Origin of the sequence: Streptomyces sp. NPDC049541 (genome assembly GCF_044465725.1) — a bacterium.
Classification (GTDB): Bacteria; Actinomycetota; Actinomycetes; order Streptomycetales; family Streptomycetaceae; genus Streptomyces.
Genome location: NZ_JBITLY010000007.1, coordinates 329,694 through 345,531, shown reverse-complemented (window position 1 = coordinate 345,531; position 15,838 = coordinate 329,694). Strand labels below are relative to the sequence as shown.

Sequence of the window (15,838 nt, the reverse complement as noted above, 5' to 3'; positions counted from 1 at the left end):
GCCGGTCCTCTCTCGTTTTCAGGTGAGGGAAAGTTCCGTGCAGTTCCGCCAGCAGGCCCTCGCCAAGCTCCAGTCGCCGGAGGAGCTCGATCTTCCGGTGCGTTTCGCCCGCCCCCAGGGCTGGCTCGTCCTGTCGGTGACGGTGGTCGCGATGGCGTCCGCCTCCCTGTGGGCGGTGACCGGCACGGTCACGTCCACCGTCGGCGCACCCGCCATCCTCACGCACGGTGAGGGCAGCTACATCCTGCAGAGCCCCGTCGCGGGCCAGGTCACGGCGGTGCTCGCCAAGCAGGGCGAGCGGCTGCCGGCCGGCTCCCCGGTCCTGAAGGTCCGTACCTCCCAGGGCGACAGCGTCGTCCGCACGGTCGCCGCGGGGCGGATCACGGGGCTCGCCGCGACCATCGGGCAGATCATCCAGACCGGCGCGAACGTCGCCGCCGTGGAGAAGGTCGCGCACGCCGGCGATCCGCTGTACGCCACGGTGTACGTGCCCGCCGAGAACGCCGCCTCCATCCCCGCGAACGCCGCCGTGGACCTGACCGTCTCGTCGGTGCCGACCCAGACGTACGGCGTGCTGCGCGGCCATGTGAAGTCGGTGGACCGCTCGGCGCAGTCGGCCCAGGAGATCGCCGCTTTCCTCGGGGACAGCCAGCTGGGCGAGCAGTTCACCAAGAAGGGCCGCCCGGTGGCCGTACTGGTCGGGCTGGACAAGTCGTCGAGCACCAAGAGCGGCTACGAGTGGTCGTCGAAGGACGGGCCGCCGTTCGACCTCACCTCCATGACCCTGGCCTCGGCCTCGATCCGGCTGGCCGATCAGCGTCCCGTCGATTGGCTGCTGCCGTGAGCACCGCACAGGAGACGCGGAGCAGGCGCCGTGCCGCTCCGCCCAAGCGCCCCGTCCCCAAGGGGAAGGCGAAGACCGTCCGCACGCCGACCGTCCTGCAGATGGAGGCCGTGGAGTGCGGCGCCGCCTCCCTGGCGATGGTGCTCGGCCACTACGGCAAACACGTCCCGCTGGAGGAGCTGCGCATCGCCTGCGGTGTCTCCCGCGACGGCTCGCGCGCCAGCAACCTGCTGAAGGCAGCGCGCAGCTACGGTCTGACGGCCAAGGGCATGCAGATGGACACGGCCGCCCTCGCCGAGGTCAAGACGCCGGCGATCCTGTTCTGGGAGTTCAACCACTACGTCGTCTACGACGGCATGGGGCGCCGCTTCGGCCGCCGCGGCGTCTACATCAACGACCCCGGCAAGGGCCGCCGTTTTGTGCCGATGGAGGACTTCGACGGCAGCTTCACCGGGGTCGTCCTGGTCATGGAGCCCGGTGAGGGCTTCAGCAAGGGCGGCCGCAAGCCCGGCATCCTGGGCGCGATGCCGGCCCGGTTGCGCGGCACCGCGGGCACCATGCCGGCCGCGGTGCTGGCGAGCCTGCTGCTGGTCGCGGTCGGCGCTGCGGTGCCCGCGCTCAGCCGGACGTACATCGACGAGTTCCTGATCGGCCAGAACACCTCGCTGCTCGGTGTGCTGTTCGCGTCGATGGGCGCGTCCGTGCTGCTCACGGTGGTGCTGACATGGCTGCAGCAGGCGAATCTGCTGCGCGGCCGCATCATCTCCTCCACCCTCTCCAGCGCCCGTTTCCTGCGGCATCTGCTGCGGCTGCCGGTGACGTTCTTCGCCCAGCGCAGCCCGGCCGACCTGGTGCAGCGGCTGCAGTCCAACGACCAGGTGGCCGAGACCCTGGCCCGCGACCTGGCGGCGGCGGGCGTGGACGCGGTGGTCGTGGTGCTCTACGCCGTCCTGCTCTACACGTACGACCCGCAGCTGACCTTCCTCGGCATCGGCGTGGCCCTGCTGAACATCGTCGCCATGCGGGTCGTGATACGGCTGCGCGCCACCCGGACGGCGAAGCTGCGGGCCGACAGCGCCCGGCTCACCAACACCGCCTACACCGGGCTGCAGCTGATCGAGACGATGAAGGCGACCGGCGGTGAGGACGGCTACTTCCGCAAGTGGGCCGGTCAGCACGCCACCACCCTGGAGGAGCAGCAGCGGCTCGGTGTGCCGAGCGCCTGGCTCGGGGTGGTCGCGCCGACGCTGGCCTCCCTGAACAGCGCGCTGATCCTGTGGATCGGCGGTCTGCGCGCGGTCGAGGGCGGTATCTCGGTCGGTCTGCTGGTCGCCTTCCAGGCCCTGGTCACCCGCTTCACCGCGCCGATCACCCGGCTGAACGGCGTCGCGGGCCGCATCCAGGACTTCGCAGCCGACGTGGCCCGCCTCAAGGACGTCGAGAACTTCCAGGCCGACCCGCTCTACGGCCGCCCCGGCGCCGGCGACTCCACGCGCCGTCTGCACGGCCATGTCGAGCTGCAGAACATCACCTTCGGCTACAACCCGCTCGACAAGCCCCTGCTCACCGGCTTCGACCTGACGGTCGGCCCCGGCCAGCAGGTCGCGCTGGTCGGCGGCTCGGGAAGCGGCAAGTCCACGGTCTCCCGGCTGATCTCGGGGCTGTACACCCCCTGGGAGGGTGTGATCCGCATCGACGGACAGCGCCTGGACGACATCCCGCGCGGCGCGCTCGCCGCCTCGGTCTCCTTCGTCGACCAGGAGGTCTTCCTGTTCGAGGGCACGGTCCGCGACAACGTGGCGCTGTGGGACCCGTCCATCCCGGACGACGCGGTCGTCGACGCGCTGCGCGACGCCGCGCTCTACGACGTCGTGACGCGCAGGCCGGGCGGCATCCACAGCAAGGTCGAGCAGGACGGCCGCAACTTCTCCGGCGGGCAGCGCCAGCGCCTGGAGATCGCCCGCGCGCTGGTGCGCCGCCCCAGCATCCTGGTCCTGGACGAGGTCACCAGCGCCCTGGACGCGGAGACCGAGCAGTTCGTGATGGACAACCTGCGCAGGCGCGGCTGCGCGTGCGTGGTGATCGCGCACCGGCTCAGCACGGTGCGCGACAGCGACGAGATCGTCGTACTGCAGCACGGCACGATCGTGGAACGCGGGCGGCACGAGGACCTGGTGACGCGCGGCGGCGCGTACGCGGCGCTGGTCAGGGAGCGATGAGATGACGACCGCACACGAAGGCGACCTGGTGCTCGGCGCCCTCGGCTCCATGGGCAGCTATGTCGACTGCTCGGGCCTGACCCGGCTCGATCTGGAGGGCCCGCAGGTGCTGTGGCTGGTGGCGGCCGGCAGCCTCGACCTGTTCGCGGTGGACGCCGTGCAGCAGGGCCACTGGCACCACCTCGGCCGCCTGGAGGCGGGCTCGCTGATCCTTGGCCCGGTCCCCGGCCCCCAGCACACCCTGGTCGCCCGCCCCTTGCGCGACTGTGTGGTGCACCGCATCGGCCTGCGCGAGCTGTACCAGACGGCCGACACCCAGACCTGGTCCTACGACGAGTACGGCAACGCCCAGTACGTCCCGCCGACGACCAGCCCCCTCGAGTACGCACTCGCCCTCGGCGTCGGCCGCAGCCTGTCCGTCCTCTTCCAGGCGCCGATGGCGACCGAGGGCTCGGCCGCCGAGGTGACCGACGACGACGTGTTCTGGATGCAGGTGCCGCCCGGCAGCGTCCAGTACGGCTCCCTGTACGGCGCCGAGGCCGCCGCCGACCTGCTGATGGACCCCGCGGTCTGGCAGTCCATGGTCGACCAGCAGTACCGCCTGCTGACCACGCTGGACCGCTGGATCGAGCAGCTGGAGCGCACCCACGAGACCCGGACGGCCGCCGGCATCAAGGCCGGCGAGGCGGTCCGCGCCCAGGCCGACCGCACCCTGCTGGCCTCCATCGGCAAGTCGTCCGGCAAGCGCACCACGGCCGCAGACGCGGACGCCTCGTACGCGGCCTGCAAGCTGGTGGCGGAGGCGGCCGGGATCACGCTTGCCGAACCCGCGCAGAGCGGCACCGAGAGCGAGCGCCTGGATCCGGTGGAGCTGGTGGCGATCGCCTCCCGCGTGCGCACCCGGGCGGTACGCCTTGACGGACGCTGGTGGCGGGACAACATCGGCCCGCTGGTGGGCCACCGGGCGCTGTCGGGTGCGCCGGTCGCGCTGCTGTGGCGGCGCGGCGGCTATGTCGCGGTCCATCCGGCGACCGGGCGTGAGACGCCGATCGAGAAGGACAACGCGGAGGAGTTCGAGCCGCGCGCGGTGATGTTCTACCGCCCTCTGCCCGAACGGACCCTGAGCCCCCTGCGGCTGCTGCGGTTCAGCATGCGCGGCACCGGCGGCGACCTGACCAACCTGCTGCTGAGCGGTCTGGCGACGGTGGTGATCGGCGCGCTGGTGCCCATCGCGACCGGCAAGGTGCTGGGCGAGTTCGTCCCCAAGGCACAGACGGGCCTGATCGCGCAGGTCTGTCTGGCCGTGATGCTCACCAGCATCGTGGCGGCGGCCTTCATGCTGCTGGAGAACCTCACCATCCTCCGTCTGGAGGGCCGCATCGAGGCCACGCTCCAGCCGGCCGTCTGGGACCGGCTGCTCAGGCTCCCGACGAAGTTCTTCACCGAGCGCTCGACCGGCGAGCTGGCGAGCGCGGCCATGGGCATCAGCTCGATCCGCCGGATGATGGCCGGGCTCGGGCCCGTCATCGTCCAGTCGGTGACCGTCGGCGCGATGAACCTGGGGCTGCTGTTCTGGTACAGCCCGTCCATGGCGCTGGCGGCGATCGCCATGCTCGTCGTCATCGCGGGCGTCTTCCTCGGCCTCGGCCTGTGGCAGGTGCGCTGGCAGCGCAAACTCGTCGTGCTCAGCAACAAGCTGAACAACCAGGCCTTCCAGACCCTGCGCGGTCTGCCGAAGCTGCGGGTGGCGGCGGCCGAGAACTACGCCTACGCGGCCTGGGCCTCGGAGTTCGCCCGCAGCCGTGAACTGCAGCAGAAGGTCGGCCGCATCAAGAACCTCACCACGGTGATGGGCGCGGTCTATCTGCCGCTGTGCACCCTGCTGATGTTCATGCTGCTGGCAGGACCGGCGCGCGGGGTGATGTCGGCGGCCGCGTTCTTGACCTTCAACACCTCGGTGACGATGGTGCTGACCTCCGTCACCCAGCTGACCAGCGCGTTCGTCTCGACCGTGGCCGCGCTGCCGCTGTTCGAGGAGATCAAGCCGGTGCTGGAGGCGACGCCGGAGGTGCGCACGGCGAGCACCCGGCCGGGCCCGCTGTCCGGCGCGATCGAGGCCCGGCGGCTGTCCTTCCGCTACACGGACGACGGTCCGCTGGTCCTGGACGACGTGTCGTTCGAGATACGCCCCGGTGAGTTCGTGGCGATCGTCGGCCCCAGCGGCTGCGGAAAGTCGACGCTGCTCAGGCTGCTGATCGGCTTCGACAAGCCGGTCTCGGGCAGTGTCCTGTACGACGGCCAGGACCTGGGTGCGCTCGACCAGTCGGCGGTGCGCCGGCAGTGCGGTGTGGTGCTGCAGCATGCGCAGCCGTTCACCGGTTCCATCCTGGACGTCATCTGCGGCACCGAGCCCTACACGCCGGAGGAGGCGATGGCGGCGGCCGAGATGGCGGGGCTCGCCGAGGACATCAAGCGGATGCCGATGGGACTGCACACGATCGTCCAGGGCAGTGGCGCCGTCTCCGGCGGCCAGCGCCAACGCCTCATGATCGCTCAGGCGCTGATCCGCCGGCCGCGGATCCTCTTCTTCGACGAGGCCACCAGCGCCCTCGACAACGAGACGCAGCGCACGGTGATCGAGTCGACCAAGGCGCTCAACGCCACCCGCGTCGTCATCGCGCACCGTCTGTCCACGGTCCTGGACGCGGACCGGGTGATCGTGATGGAGGACGGCAAGGTCGCCCAGCAGGGACCACCCGCGCAGCTGCTCGCCGACACGGGCGGGCGGCTGCACGAGCTGGTGCGGCGGCAGATGGCGTGAGCTCGAGCTCCTGAAGAACGTCACTCGAGGCCGGGCACCGGCGCCCCTGAGGGCACACCGGCCTCGATGTACCCCTCGTAGAAGTCCTTCCAGCGGGCGCCCGCACCGGTGTGCGGCCCCTCCAACCGCTCCCCCTGCGCCCACGCGTCGAGGGCGGCCAGGCACACCTCCCAGCCGGCGCCGTTGCGGGCGGCGGTGTCGGCGGACTTGAGGACGTTGGTGAGCGTGAAGCGGGTGCGCTTGTCGTCCAGCGCGTCCAGGTCGAAGTGCAGTTCGTCGCCGCCCCAGTCGAAGGACAGGCGGCGCGGCTCGTCGAGGGCGAGCACCCGGCCCGTGGTCTCCGGCATGTTCGGATCGCCGCTGAAGTTGATCGTGCCCCCTGGCCGGGGGTCGATCTCGGCGCGTGAGGGGAACCAGTGGGCGAGTTCCCCGGCATCGGTCACGAACTGCCAGACCCGCTCGACGGGGTGGCCGTAGGTACGGCTGAAGCGGACGGCCGGGCGGCCGTCGTCCAGGGTCAGATAGGTGCCGGTGAGTTCAGCGGCCATGGTGGATCAGTCCTTCGCGGCGGGTTCCTCGTGATCGTCCGGTGCCGTCGTGCATGAGACGGAGGCCACACCCAGCGAAACGTTGCCGTTTCGCTAGGAGGGGTCTAGTCTCCTGGTGTACGAAACAGTTTCGTTCTAGACCTCCGAACGACTTCCCTGGAGTGGTTCCCCATGTCTCAGAAGACCCTCACCGACAGCGCCCCCGGAGAGGGGGTCGAGACCGAGCCCGCCGCCTCGTCGAAGCGCTGGTGGATCCTCGCGGTCGTCGCCGTCGCACAGCTGATGGTGGTCCTTGACGCCACCATCGTGAACATCGCCCTGCCCTCGGCCCAGGCCGACCTCGGCTTCTCCGACGGCAACCGGCAGTGGATCGTCACCGCGTACGCGCTGTCGTTCGCCTCCCTGCTGCTGCTCGGCGGCCGGATCGCCGACCTCTTCGGCCGCAAGACCGCCTTCCTGATAGGTGTCGTCGGCTTCGCCGCCGTCTCCGCGCTCGGCGGTGCCGCCAACGGCTTCGGCATGCTGGTCACCGCGCGTGCCCTGCAGGGAGCCTTCGGCGCACTGCTCGCGCCGGCCGCGCTCTCCCTCCTGAACACGACGTTCACCGACGCCCGGGAGCGCGCCAGGGCGTTCAGCGTCTACGGCGCCATCGCCGGTGCCGGCGGTGCGGTGGGCCTGCTGCTCGGCGGTGTCCTGACCGACGCGTTCGACTGGCGCTGGACGCTGTACGTGAACGTCGCGATCGCCGTCCTCGCCTTCGTGGGCGGCTGGCTGCTGCTGACCAACCACCGCGACGCGGAGAACTCCAAGCTGGACGTGCCGGGCACGCTACTGGTCGCCGCCGGTCTGTTCTCCCTTGTCTACGGCTTCTCCAACGCCGAGACGCACGACTGGGGTTCGGGCCTGACCTGGGGCTTCCTGATCGCGGGCGGTGTGCTGCTGGCGGCCTTCGCCTGGTGGCAGACCAAGGCGGCGCACCCGCTGCTGCCGCTGCGCATCCTGCTGGACCGCAACCGGGCGGCCTCGTTCCTCGCCGTGCTGATCTCCGGCGGCGGCATGTTCGGCGTGTTCCTCTTCCTCACCTACTACCTGCAGCTGAACCTCGGCTTCAGCCCGACGAAGACCGGTGTGGCGTTCCTGCCGATGGTCGGTGCGCTGATGGTGGCGGCCCAGCTCGGCACCACGGCGCTGGTGCCGCGGATCGGGCCGAAGGTCGTCGTCCCGCTGGGCTTCGCGATCGCCGCGGTCGGCATGGCCTGGCTGACCGGGATCGGCGTGGGCTCCAGCTACGTCAGCGCGGTGCTGCCGCAGCTGATCGTGACCGGCGCGGGCCTCGGCCTGGTGATGCCGGCGGCGATGCAGCTGGCCACCGGCGGGGTGGCCGCCGAGGACGCGGGCGTCGCCTCCGCCACGGTCAACGCCATGCAGCAGGTGGGCGGTTCGATCGGTACGGCCCTGCTGAACACCCTCGCCGCGAGCGCCGCGACCGACTACCTGGCCGGCAAGGACGCGACCAGCAAGCTGGTGCAGGCCCAGGCGACGATCGAAAGCTACACCACCGCCTTCTGGTGGTCGGCGGGCCTGTTCGCCGCCGGCGCCGTGATCGCCTTCGTGCTCTTCCGCCGCGGGGTGCCGGAGCAGGACGCGAACGCCGCACCGGTCGTCCACATGTGATCGACCCTGCCTGAGCCGCACCGGCTCGAGCCGCACAGGTCCGAGGGGCCGCCGTCCGCAGGGAGACGGCGGCCCTCTTCGCTGCCATGGTGGCCGTATGCGCACACCGGCGGCGGCACTCGGGTCCGCGCTCTTCCTCGTCCTCGCACCCGGCACGGTGGTCGTCCTGGTGCCGTGGTGGCTGACCGGCTGGCGGGCCGGCGACTGGTGGCTGCCGGTACGCGTGCTCGGCCTGGTGCCCCTGGCAGCGGGGGCGGTCGTCCTGCTGTCGGCCTTCGTGCGCTTCCTGACCGAGGGGTTGGGCACACCGGCGCCGGTCGCGCCGACCGAGCAGCTGGTGGTGGGCGGGCTGTACCGGTACGTGCGCAATCCGATGTACGTCGCGGTGGTCGCGGCGATCGGCGGTCAGGGCCTGCTGCTCGCCCGGCCGGTGCTGTTCGGGTACGACGTCCTGGCGGGAGGGGCGATGTGGGCCTTCGCAAGGTGGTACGAGCAGCCCGCGTTGATGCGCCGCTTCGGCGCCGACTACGCCCGCTACCGGCGCGCGGTGCCGGGCTGGTGGCCTCGGACGACACCCTGGCGCCGTGACTGACGGGCGTTGGCGGGCCCGGAATTGGGTACCCCCTGGCCCATGCGAATCAGCGTGGTGGATGTGGGATCGAACACGGTCAGACTGGTTGTGGCGGACGCCGAGGGCGGGGTGCCGCTGCCGGTCCACACCGCCAAGTGGCGCCTGCGGCTGTCGGAACACGTGAGGCCGGGGAACAGCATTCCCGAGGAGGACATCGACCGGATCGCCGGGGCGGTCGCCGACGCGAGCCGGACCGCGGCCCGGTGGGGTGCGTCCGCACCGCTCGCCTTTGCGACGGCCGTGGTGCGTGCCGCTCCGAACCGGCGGGAGGTGCTGCGCACGGTCCGGTCCCGCACCGGGGTCGGGTTGTGCACGCTGCCCGGCGAGGTCGAGGCCGAGCTGACCTTCCTCGGGGCGCGGCGCTGGATGGGCTGGCGGTCGGGGCCCCTCGCACTGCTGGACATCGGCGGCGGTTCCCTCGAAGTGGCCTTCGGACGCGGCCGGTTGCCGGACTTCGTGGCCTCGCTGCCGCTGGGCGCGGGACGGCTCACCCATGAGTTCTTCCAGGGGCAGGATCCGCCGGCACAGGAGCAACTGCGGGCTCTGCGCCGCAAGGTCCGGCACCAGCTGCGGGACGTCGCCGCCCGCATCCGCTGGGAGGGCCCGCGCACGGCGGTGGCCACCTCGCGCACCTTCCAGCAGCTGGGACGGCTGTGCGGAGCGCCGCCCGGGCGCCACGGCCCGTTCGTGGAACGGCGGTTGAAGCGCTCGGACCTACGGGCCGCCGTCGGCCGGCTGGCCGCGCTGCCCGCCGCCGAACGCGCCCGGCTCCCCGGCATCTCCGCGCCGCGGGCCGAGCAGAGCCTGGCCGGCGCGGTGGTCGCCCACACCTCGATGAAGCTGACCGGCCTCAGAGTGGTCACGATCTGCCCCTGGGCGATCCGTGAAGGCGTCCTGCTGCGCCAGATCGAGGACGGCACATCCTGGTGGACGAAGATCAACAATCTTGACGAGGTGCATCCGTCCCCCGATCCCGTGCCCCTGCGCATCGCGGCCCCGACGCCCTGAACCAGAACCCTTCAGCCGTTGCGCGCGCAAATTGTCAAGCACCTCCACCGCGATTCACTAGGTCGAGTGAACCAGATCTTGCGCTCGGCGTGTCGGGGATGCTCCCCCGCCGGTCGGGGTAACTCCGAGACCGAATGCGCCCTTTGCCTAGGTGGAGCGGACATGACGCCGCATACCGACGACCTCGCTTCCGAACCGCCCGTGGCGAACCCTCATGCCCGCACTCGGGTGGGCGGCCGGTTCACCGTGGTCACGGTCACGGGTGAGATCGATCTGGCGACTGCGGAGTTCCTTCAGGAACACCTGGACGCGGCCACTGCGCGGCCGGTGCCGGATGTGCTGGTCGACCTGCGGCAGGTCGAGTTCTTCGACTGCTCGGGACTGCGTGTACTGTGCCGGGCCGAGTCACGGGCCCGGGAGCGCGGCGGCCGGCTGCGCATCGTCTCCGACGCACCCGGCATCCGCCGGCTGCTGGGCGGTGCGGGACTGCTGGGACGCTTTCCGCCCCTCCCCGCGATCCCCGGGGAGGGGCGGAACTGATGCCAGGAGTCGGCGGGCGGCCCCACTCCGCCCTGCCGACCCCTGGTGCGAGATCGACGGGTACCCGCGACAAGGGACTCGCACTCCCCAGCTGCGTGCCTCTTCAGGTGTGCACGAGGACTCCGCGATCCCGGTCTGTCAGAACGCGAAGAGGCTGGTCCCGTAGGAGTTCTTCACGCACTCGTTGCCGAAGGTCCGCTCGTAGGAGACGCGCTTGCCCTGCCAGACACCGTCGACCGTGACGACGACCGGGTCATACAGCTTGTTGCAGATCACGTCGTCCCGCGCCTTCAGGGAGTCGATGTCACCGGCGACCCCGCGCAGTTCTGCGCAGGCGAGAGCCGGGGCCGGGTGGGTTCCGGAGGCCGTCGGGGCGCAGTTCAGGGTGACGGCCCGCAGCGGGGTCGCGGCGGCCGCGGTTGCGCCGTGGCCGACGGTGAGCACCAGGGCCGAGGGGGCGTAGAGCGAGGCGGGGGCGGCGGCCGGGGCGGCGAGCGCGGCCCCGGTCAGGGGTCCGCAGACGGTGGTGGCCGTGAGGGCGAGGGTGGCTGTCCAGCGCGCGGTGTTCCGCATTGTGTGCATCCTTCCGCAGGATTCGAGGGTGTGCCGGCCCGTTCCGGGTTGGTGCCGGACCGGCGAGCGCGAGTCTGCCGAGTCCGCCGCGGAAAAACACCTCGACCCCATGCGTTTCAGTAACCTTGCGTGTTGAATCAGTGGCGCGAAGTCACAGAGTTCGACCGTATGAACCCCAGAACTGAGCGGTTCTTGATCGCCCGAAGCAGCCAAGTGGCCGATTTCCTACGCTTCGTTAATAGGCCTGAAACATTCCGGTTGAGCTGTCGGCGGACTCCTCCGCGTCCGCTTGCGTTCATGGTCTCGTCGAGTAATCGTCATTACATGATTACGACTGAGCAACGAGAGAAGCTGCGCGGCTGGTTCGCAGGTCGGCTGCCCGAGGACCTCTTCGAGGAGCCGGCCGAACTCACGGTCGACCGCGAGGAGATCACCGTGATCGGCCGCATCCCCGCGCCCCGGCTCGCCGAGGGCGCTTCGGACGCCGAACGGGAGGCTGCCGTCCAGGGCAGGATCCAGGAGTTCCGGGAGCGCACCCGACAGGCGCGCATCGAGGTGGCCCGCGAGGCCGAGCACCGCTTCGGCCGGAAGGTGTCCTGGGGCGTGGAATGCGGTGGGAAGCGCGCCCTGTTCACACACGTGGCCGCGCCGGTGATGACCCGGCTGCGCCAGCCGGAGCGCCAGGTGCTCGACACCCTGATCGCCGGCGGGGTCGCCCGCAGCCGCAGCGACGCCCTCGCCTGGTGTGTCCGTCTGGTCCAGCGGCACACCGACGACTGGCTCGCCGAGCTGCGCGCATCCCTCGAGCACGTCCAGCGGGTGCGGGCCCAGGGTCCCGACACGGAACCGCACGACGCCGCCACGGACCCCCCGACGGACACACCGGCCGACGACGAATGATGGAGGATTCGCACATTCGCCGCGCAAAAGATGGATGAACCGTCCTCTGGTGCGGGCCTTGCACACCGCCTTACGGTCGGCAGACCGCCGAGAGGACGGCCGCCCTGCCCGCCGCACACCCCCGCGGCGACGACCGGCCGTCCGCCCCGCCGCGCCACAACGCGCTCCACCGTCCCGCCCCCGCTGGAGCCACCTTGTCCGCGCAGTCGTCCGACTCCCCCAGCACGCCGCCGCCCCTCACCGAGGTCGAGGCCCATGGCGTCGAGCGCATCCCCGACGCGGACCGCACCGCGAGCCCGCTCGACCTGTTCCGGCTCGCCTTCGGCGGCGCCAACACCTTCTCCACCTGTGTCCTGGGCGCCTTCCCGATCCTTTTCGGTCTCTCCTTCTGGCAGGGCCTCGCCGCCACCCTCCTCGGCGTCCTCGCGGGCGCGCTGATCCTGTGCCCGATGGCGGTGTTCGGCCCGGTCAACGGCACCAACAACGCCGTCTCCTCCTCCGCGCACCTGGGCGTGCACGGCAGGGTGGTCGGCTCGTTCCTGTCGCTGCTCACCGCGGTCGCTTTCTTCTCGATCTCCGTGTGGAGCTCCGGGGACGCCCTGGTCGGCGGCGCGCACCGGCTCTTCGGCCTCGAGCGCAGCAACCTCTCCTACGTCGTCGCGTACGCGCTGTTCGCCGGCCTGGTCCTCGCGGTGTGCGTGTACGGCTTCCGGTTCATGCTGTTCGTCAACAAGGTCGCGGTGGCCTCGGCGACCGTCCTGTTCCTGCTCGGCGCGATCGCCTTCGCCGGTGACTTCGACCCGTCGTACGCAGGTGTCTTCACCGACACGGCGGACGCGGCGACCAGGTCCCTGTTCTGGCCGTCGTTCATCGGCGCGGCACTGATCGTGCTGTCCAACCCGGTGTCGTTCGGGGCGTTTCTCGGCGACTGGTCGCGCTACATCCCGGCGAGCACCCCGCACCGCCGGGTGATCGGCGCCGCGTTCCTGTCGCAGCTCGCGACGCTGCTGCCGTTCGTCTTCGGTCTGGCGACCGCGAGCATCATCGCCGCCAAGGCCCCGAAGTATGTCGACCCCACCGCTCCCGACTTCGTGGGCGGGCTGCTCGCCATCTCGCCGACCTGGTACTTCCTGCCGGTGTGTCTGCTCGCCCTGATCGGCGGCATGTCGACGGGGACGACCTCGCTCTACGGCACCGGGCTCGACTTCTCCTCCGTGTTCCCGCGGCTGTCGCGGGTGCAGGCGACGGTGTTGGTCGGCGTGCTGTCGATCGCGTTCATCTTCATCGGCCGGTTCGGGCTGGACCTCGTCCAGTCCATCTCCACCTTCGCCACGATGATCATCACGTGCACCACGCCGTGGATGGTCGTCATGATGCTGGGCTTCTTCACCCGGCGCGGCTGGTACGACCCGGAGGCCCTCCAGGTCTTCAACCGCCGTCAGCGCGGCGGCCGTTACTGGTTCGCGCACGGCTGGAACTGGCGGGGCATGACCGCGTGGTGGGTGTCCGCGCTGGTCGGCGTGCTGTTCACCAACATCCCGGGCCAGTTCGTGGGCCCGCTGGGCGATCTCGCGAACGGCATCGACATCAGCCTGCCGCTGTCGCTGGTGGTGGCCGCCGTGCTGTATCTGGCGCTGCTGCGGATCTTCCCCGAGCCGCGTGCGGTGTACGGGCCGCAGGGCGCGCGGCTGGCACGCACCGTCGAGGTGCCGGTGCCGCCGATCACGGGGACCGGAGCGGGAGTTGAGGAGGGCGCGCCGACGGGCCCTTCCACCACGCTGCGGGCGTGACGCACTTCGTGCCACCGTTCCACCCCGGTGGGCGGACCTGCGCTTACTCGCCAGTATCGTCGGGGTGCAACGCGTACTCAGCGACGAGGAGCGGGACTACCCATGGCCAAGCACTGGGCGGACTTCCAGTACGAGATCTATCTGGGCGGGATGTCGGGCGCCGTACCGAGGCTGCCCACCGATCTGACCCGGCTGGAGGAACTGGCCGAGCAGCGGCTCGGCCCGGGTCCCGTCGGCTATGTCGCGGGCAGTGCGGGCGACGGCAGCACGGCGCGCGCCAACCGGGCGGCGCTCGGGCGGCGCCGGATCGTGCCGCGGATGCTGCGGGACGTGCACGAGCGGGATCTGTCCGTCGAGGTGCTGGGCCGCGCGCTGCCCGCTCCGCTGGCCCTGGCGCCGGTCGGCGTGCTGTCGATCATGCACCCGGACGCCGAGGGCGCGGCCGCCCGGGCCGCCGCGGCGCAGGGCGTGCCATACATCCTGTCCTCGGCGTCCAGCACGCCGATGGAGCAGGTCGCGGAGGCGATGGGCGACGCGGAGCGCTGGTTCCAGCTGTACTGGGCCAAGGACCGTGAGGTGACGCGGAGTTTCCTCAACCGGGCGAAGGCCGCCGGGTTCACCGCGCTGCTCGTCACCCTCGACACACCGCTGCTGGCCTGGCGGCCCCGCGACCTCGACCAGGCCTATCTGCCCTTCCTGCACGGCGTCGGCACCGCGAACTACTTCTCCGACCCGGCCTTCCAGGCGGGTCTCGCCAAGCCGGTGCACGAGGACCCGAACGCGGCCGTGCTGCACTTCGTCGGCATGTTCGCGGACCCCGGCAAGACCTGGCCGGACCTGGCCTTCCTGCGGGAGAACTGGGACGGTCCGATCGTCCTCAAGGGCATCCTGCACCCGGACGACGCCCGGCTGGCCGCCGACGCCGGAATGGACGGCGTGGTCGTCTCCAACCACGGCGGCCGCCAGGTGGCCGGCTCCGTCGCGGCCGCCGACGCCCTGCCCCGGGTGGCCGAGGCGGTCGGCGACCGGCTGACGGTCCTGTTCGACAGCGGCGTGCGCACCGGCGACGACGTCTTCAAGGCACTCGCGCTCGGCGCGCGGGCGGTGCTGCTGGGGCGGCCGTATGTGTACGGGCTCGGTCTCGACGGACGACCGGGCGTCGAGCATGTGATCCGCTGTCTGCTCGCCGAGTTCGACCTCACGCTCGCCCTGGCCGGACACGCCACGCCCGCCACGATCGGCCCCGCCGACCTCGTCGAGGAATCCGCATGACGGCCCCGAAGAACATCCTCGCCGTCATCGCCCCGCACGTCGGGGGCCGCACCGCGGGCGCCGGACTCGCCACGCTCTTTCCCGGCGAGGCGAACGTCACCGTCGTCGAGTCGGCCGACGAGGACCCGGCCGCCCTCCGCACCGCACACGTGATCATCACGGCGCTCTCCCCCGTCACCGCCGGGCACCTCGCCGCCGCACCGGACCTGAAGCTGGTGCAGTGCGCGAGCCACGGCTTCGAGTACGTCGACGTGGACGCGGCCCGCGCCCGGGACGTACTGGTGTGCAACATCGGCTCCAGCGGCGCCGAGTCGCAGAACGTGGCCGAGCAGACCTTCGCCCTCATGCTGGCGCTGGCCAAGCAGCTGATCCCCGCGCACACGGCGCTCGTCGAGGCGGACTGGGCGCTGCCCCGACTGCAGCGCTCCCTCACCGAACTGTGCGGCAAGACGCTCGGCATCGTCGGACTCGGCGGCATCGGGCAGGAAGTGGCCCGCCGTGCGGTCGCGTTCGACATGAACATCGTCTACGCCGGTCGCCGCAGGCTGCCCGAGGAGACGGAGACCCGGCTCGGCGGGGCCCGCCATGTCCCGCTCGACGAGCTTCTGCGGACCGCCGACTACGTCTCCCTGCACGCGCCGCTCACCGCCGAGACCCGGCAGCTGCTCGACGCCGAGCGGCTCGCCCTTCTCAAACCGTCGGCGTTCGTGATCAACACCGCGCGGGGCGCCCTCATCGACCAGGACGCCCTCGCGGACGCGCTGGAGAAGGGCGCCCTGGCCGGGGCGGGCATCGACGTCTTCGACCCCGAACCGCCCACCCCGGCCCTGCGCCTGCTCAAGTCACCGAACGTGGTGCTCTCGCCGCACGTGGGCGGGGTGACCCGCGAAACCCTGATCCGCATCGCCCTGGCCGCCGTGCAGAACGTCGCCGACTTCCTGGCGGGAAGGCGACCGCGGGACGTCGTGAGCTAGACGCCACCCTTCCCGACGCACCCGCAGCCGCCAGAAATCCCGAC

At 71.1% G+C, this 15,838-nt stretch carries 13 protein-coding genes; 11 read left to right on the top strand and 2 right to left on the bottom strand.

Annotated features, from left to right (window positions below; all coding sequences use genetic code 11):
- The first annotated feature begins 37 nt into the window (after nt 1-37).
- From ACIBW9_RS27165 to ACIBW9_RS27155, 3 genes are read left to right on the top strand one after another with little or no spacing between them, the layout of a single operon-like run.
- The gene (locus ACIBW9_RS27165) at nt 38-844 is read left to right on the top strand and encodes an HlyD family efflux transporter periplasmic adaptor subunit (RefSeq protein WP_398959695.1); all 807 of its coding nucleotides are present in this window, start codon (nt 38-40) and stop codon (nt 842-844) included.
- Nucleotides 841-3,063, top strand: a complete 2,223-nt coding sequence (locus ACIBW9_RS27160; protein WP_398959300.1) for an NHLP family bacteriocin export ABC transporter peptidase/permease/ATPase subunit — start codon at nt 841-843, stop codon at nt 3,061-3,063. The genes ACIBW9_RS27165 and ACIBW9_RS27160 overlap by 4 nt, the downstream gene beginning before the upstream one ends.
- Nucleotide 3,064: 1 nt before the next feature.
- Entirely contained in the window at nt 3,065-5,884 is a 2,820-nt protein-coding gene (locus tag ACIBW9_RS27155) for an NHLP bacteriocin export ABC transporter permease/ATPase subunit (RefSeq protein ID WP_398959298.1), read from the top strand.
- 20 nt (nt 5,885-5,904) lie between these two features.
- Here the strand turns inward: ACIBW9_RS27155 and ACIBW9_RS27150 are convergent, their stop codons facing one another.
- Nucleotides 5,905-6,432: an SRPBCC family protein gene (locus ACIBW9_RS27150; protein WP_398959296.1), complete on the bottom strand. Its 528-nt coding sequence runs from the start codon at nt 6,430-6,432 to the stop codon at nt 5,905-5,907.
- Between the two features lie 171 nt (nt 6,433-6,603).
- Between ACIBW9_RS27150 and ACIBW9_RS27145 the strand changes: the two genes are divergently transcribed.
- The 4 genes from ACIBW9_RS27145 (at nt 6,604) to ACIBW9_RS27130 (ending at nt 10,285) form a co-directional block, all read left to right on the top strand.
- A complete protein-coding gene (locus tag ACIBW9_RS27145; protein ID WP_398959294.1) occupies nt 6,604-8,106 on the top strand; it encodes an MFS transporter in 1,503 nt (500 codons plus the stop codon).
- Nucleotides 8,107-8,203: 97 nt separating this feature from the next.
- Nucleotides 8,204-8,698: a methyltransferase family protein gene (locus ACIBW9_RS27140; RefSeq protein ID WP_398959292.1), complete on the top strand. Its 495-nt coding sequence runs from the start codon at nt 8,204-8,206 to the stop codon at nt 8,696-8,698.
- 39 nt (nt 8,699-8,737) lie between these two features.
- Nucleotides 8,738-9,745 carry a Ppx/GppA family phosphatase gene (locus tag ACIBW9_RS27135; RefSeq protein WP_398959290.1) on the top strand — a complete coding sequence of 336 codons (1,008 nt, stop codon included), beginning with the start codon at nt 8,738-8,740 and terminating at the stop codon, nt 9,743-9,745.
- 162 nt (nt 9,746-9,907) lie between these two features.
- A complete protein-coding gene (locus tag ACIBW9_RS27130; RefSeq protein ID WP_398959289.1) occupies nt 9,908-10,285 on the top strand; it encodes an STAS domain-containing protein in 378 nt (125 codons plus the stop codon).
- A gap of 138 nt (nt 10,286-10,423) precedes the next feature.
- Here the strand turns inward: ACIBW9_RS27130 and ACIBW9_RS27125 are convergent, their stop codons facing one another.
- Entirely contained in the window at nt 10,424-10,858 is a 435-nt protein-coding gene (locus ACIBW9_RS27125; RefSeq protein ID WP_398959287.1) for a protease inhibitor, read from the bottom strand.
- 324 nt (nt 10,859-11,182) lie between these two features.
- Between ACIBW9_RS27125 and ACIBW9_RS27120 the strand changes: the two genes are divergently transcribed.
- The 4 genes from ACIBW9_RS27120 to ACIBW9_RS27105 all read left to right on the top strand — a co-directional run bounded on the left by ACIBW9_RS27120 (nt 11,183) and on the right by ACIBW9_RS27105 (nt 15,794).
- Nucleotides 11,183-11,758: a hypothetical protein gene (locus ACIBW9_RS27120; RefSeq protein WP_398959285.1), complete on the top strand. Its 576-nt coding sequence runs from the start codon at nt 11,183-11,185 to the stop codon at nt 11,756-11,758.
- A gap of 194 nt (nt 11,759-11,952) precedes the next feature.
- The gene (locus ACIBW9_RS27115) at nt 11,953-13,548 is read left to right on the top strand and encodes a purine-cytosine permease family protein (protein ID WP_398959283.1); all 1,596 of its coding nucleotides are present in this window, start codon (nt 11,953-11,955) and stop codon (nt 13,546-13,548) included.
- Nucleotides 13,549-13,650: 102 nt separating this feature from the next.
- Nucleotides 13,651-14,820, top strand: coding sequence for a lactate 2-monooxygenase (locus ACIBW9_RS27110; protein WP_398959281.1), 1,170 nt, complete (start codon nt 13,651-13,653; stop codon nt 14,818-14,820).
- The gene (locus tag ACIBW9_RS27105) at nt 14,817-15,794 is read left to right on the top strand and encodes a 2-hydroxyacid dehydrogenase (RefSeq protein ID WP_398959279.1); all 978 of its coding nucleotides are present in this window, start codon (nt 14,817-14,819) and stop codon (nt 15,792-15,794) included. Before ACIBW9_RS27110 ends, ACIBW9_RS27105 begins: the two co-directional genes overlap by 4 nt.
- The last annotated feature ends 44 nt before the right edge of the window (nt 15,795-15,838 follow it).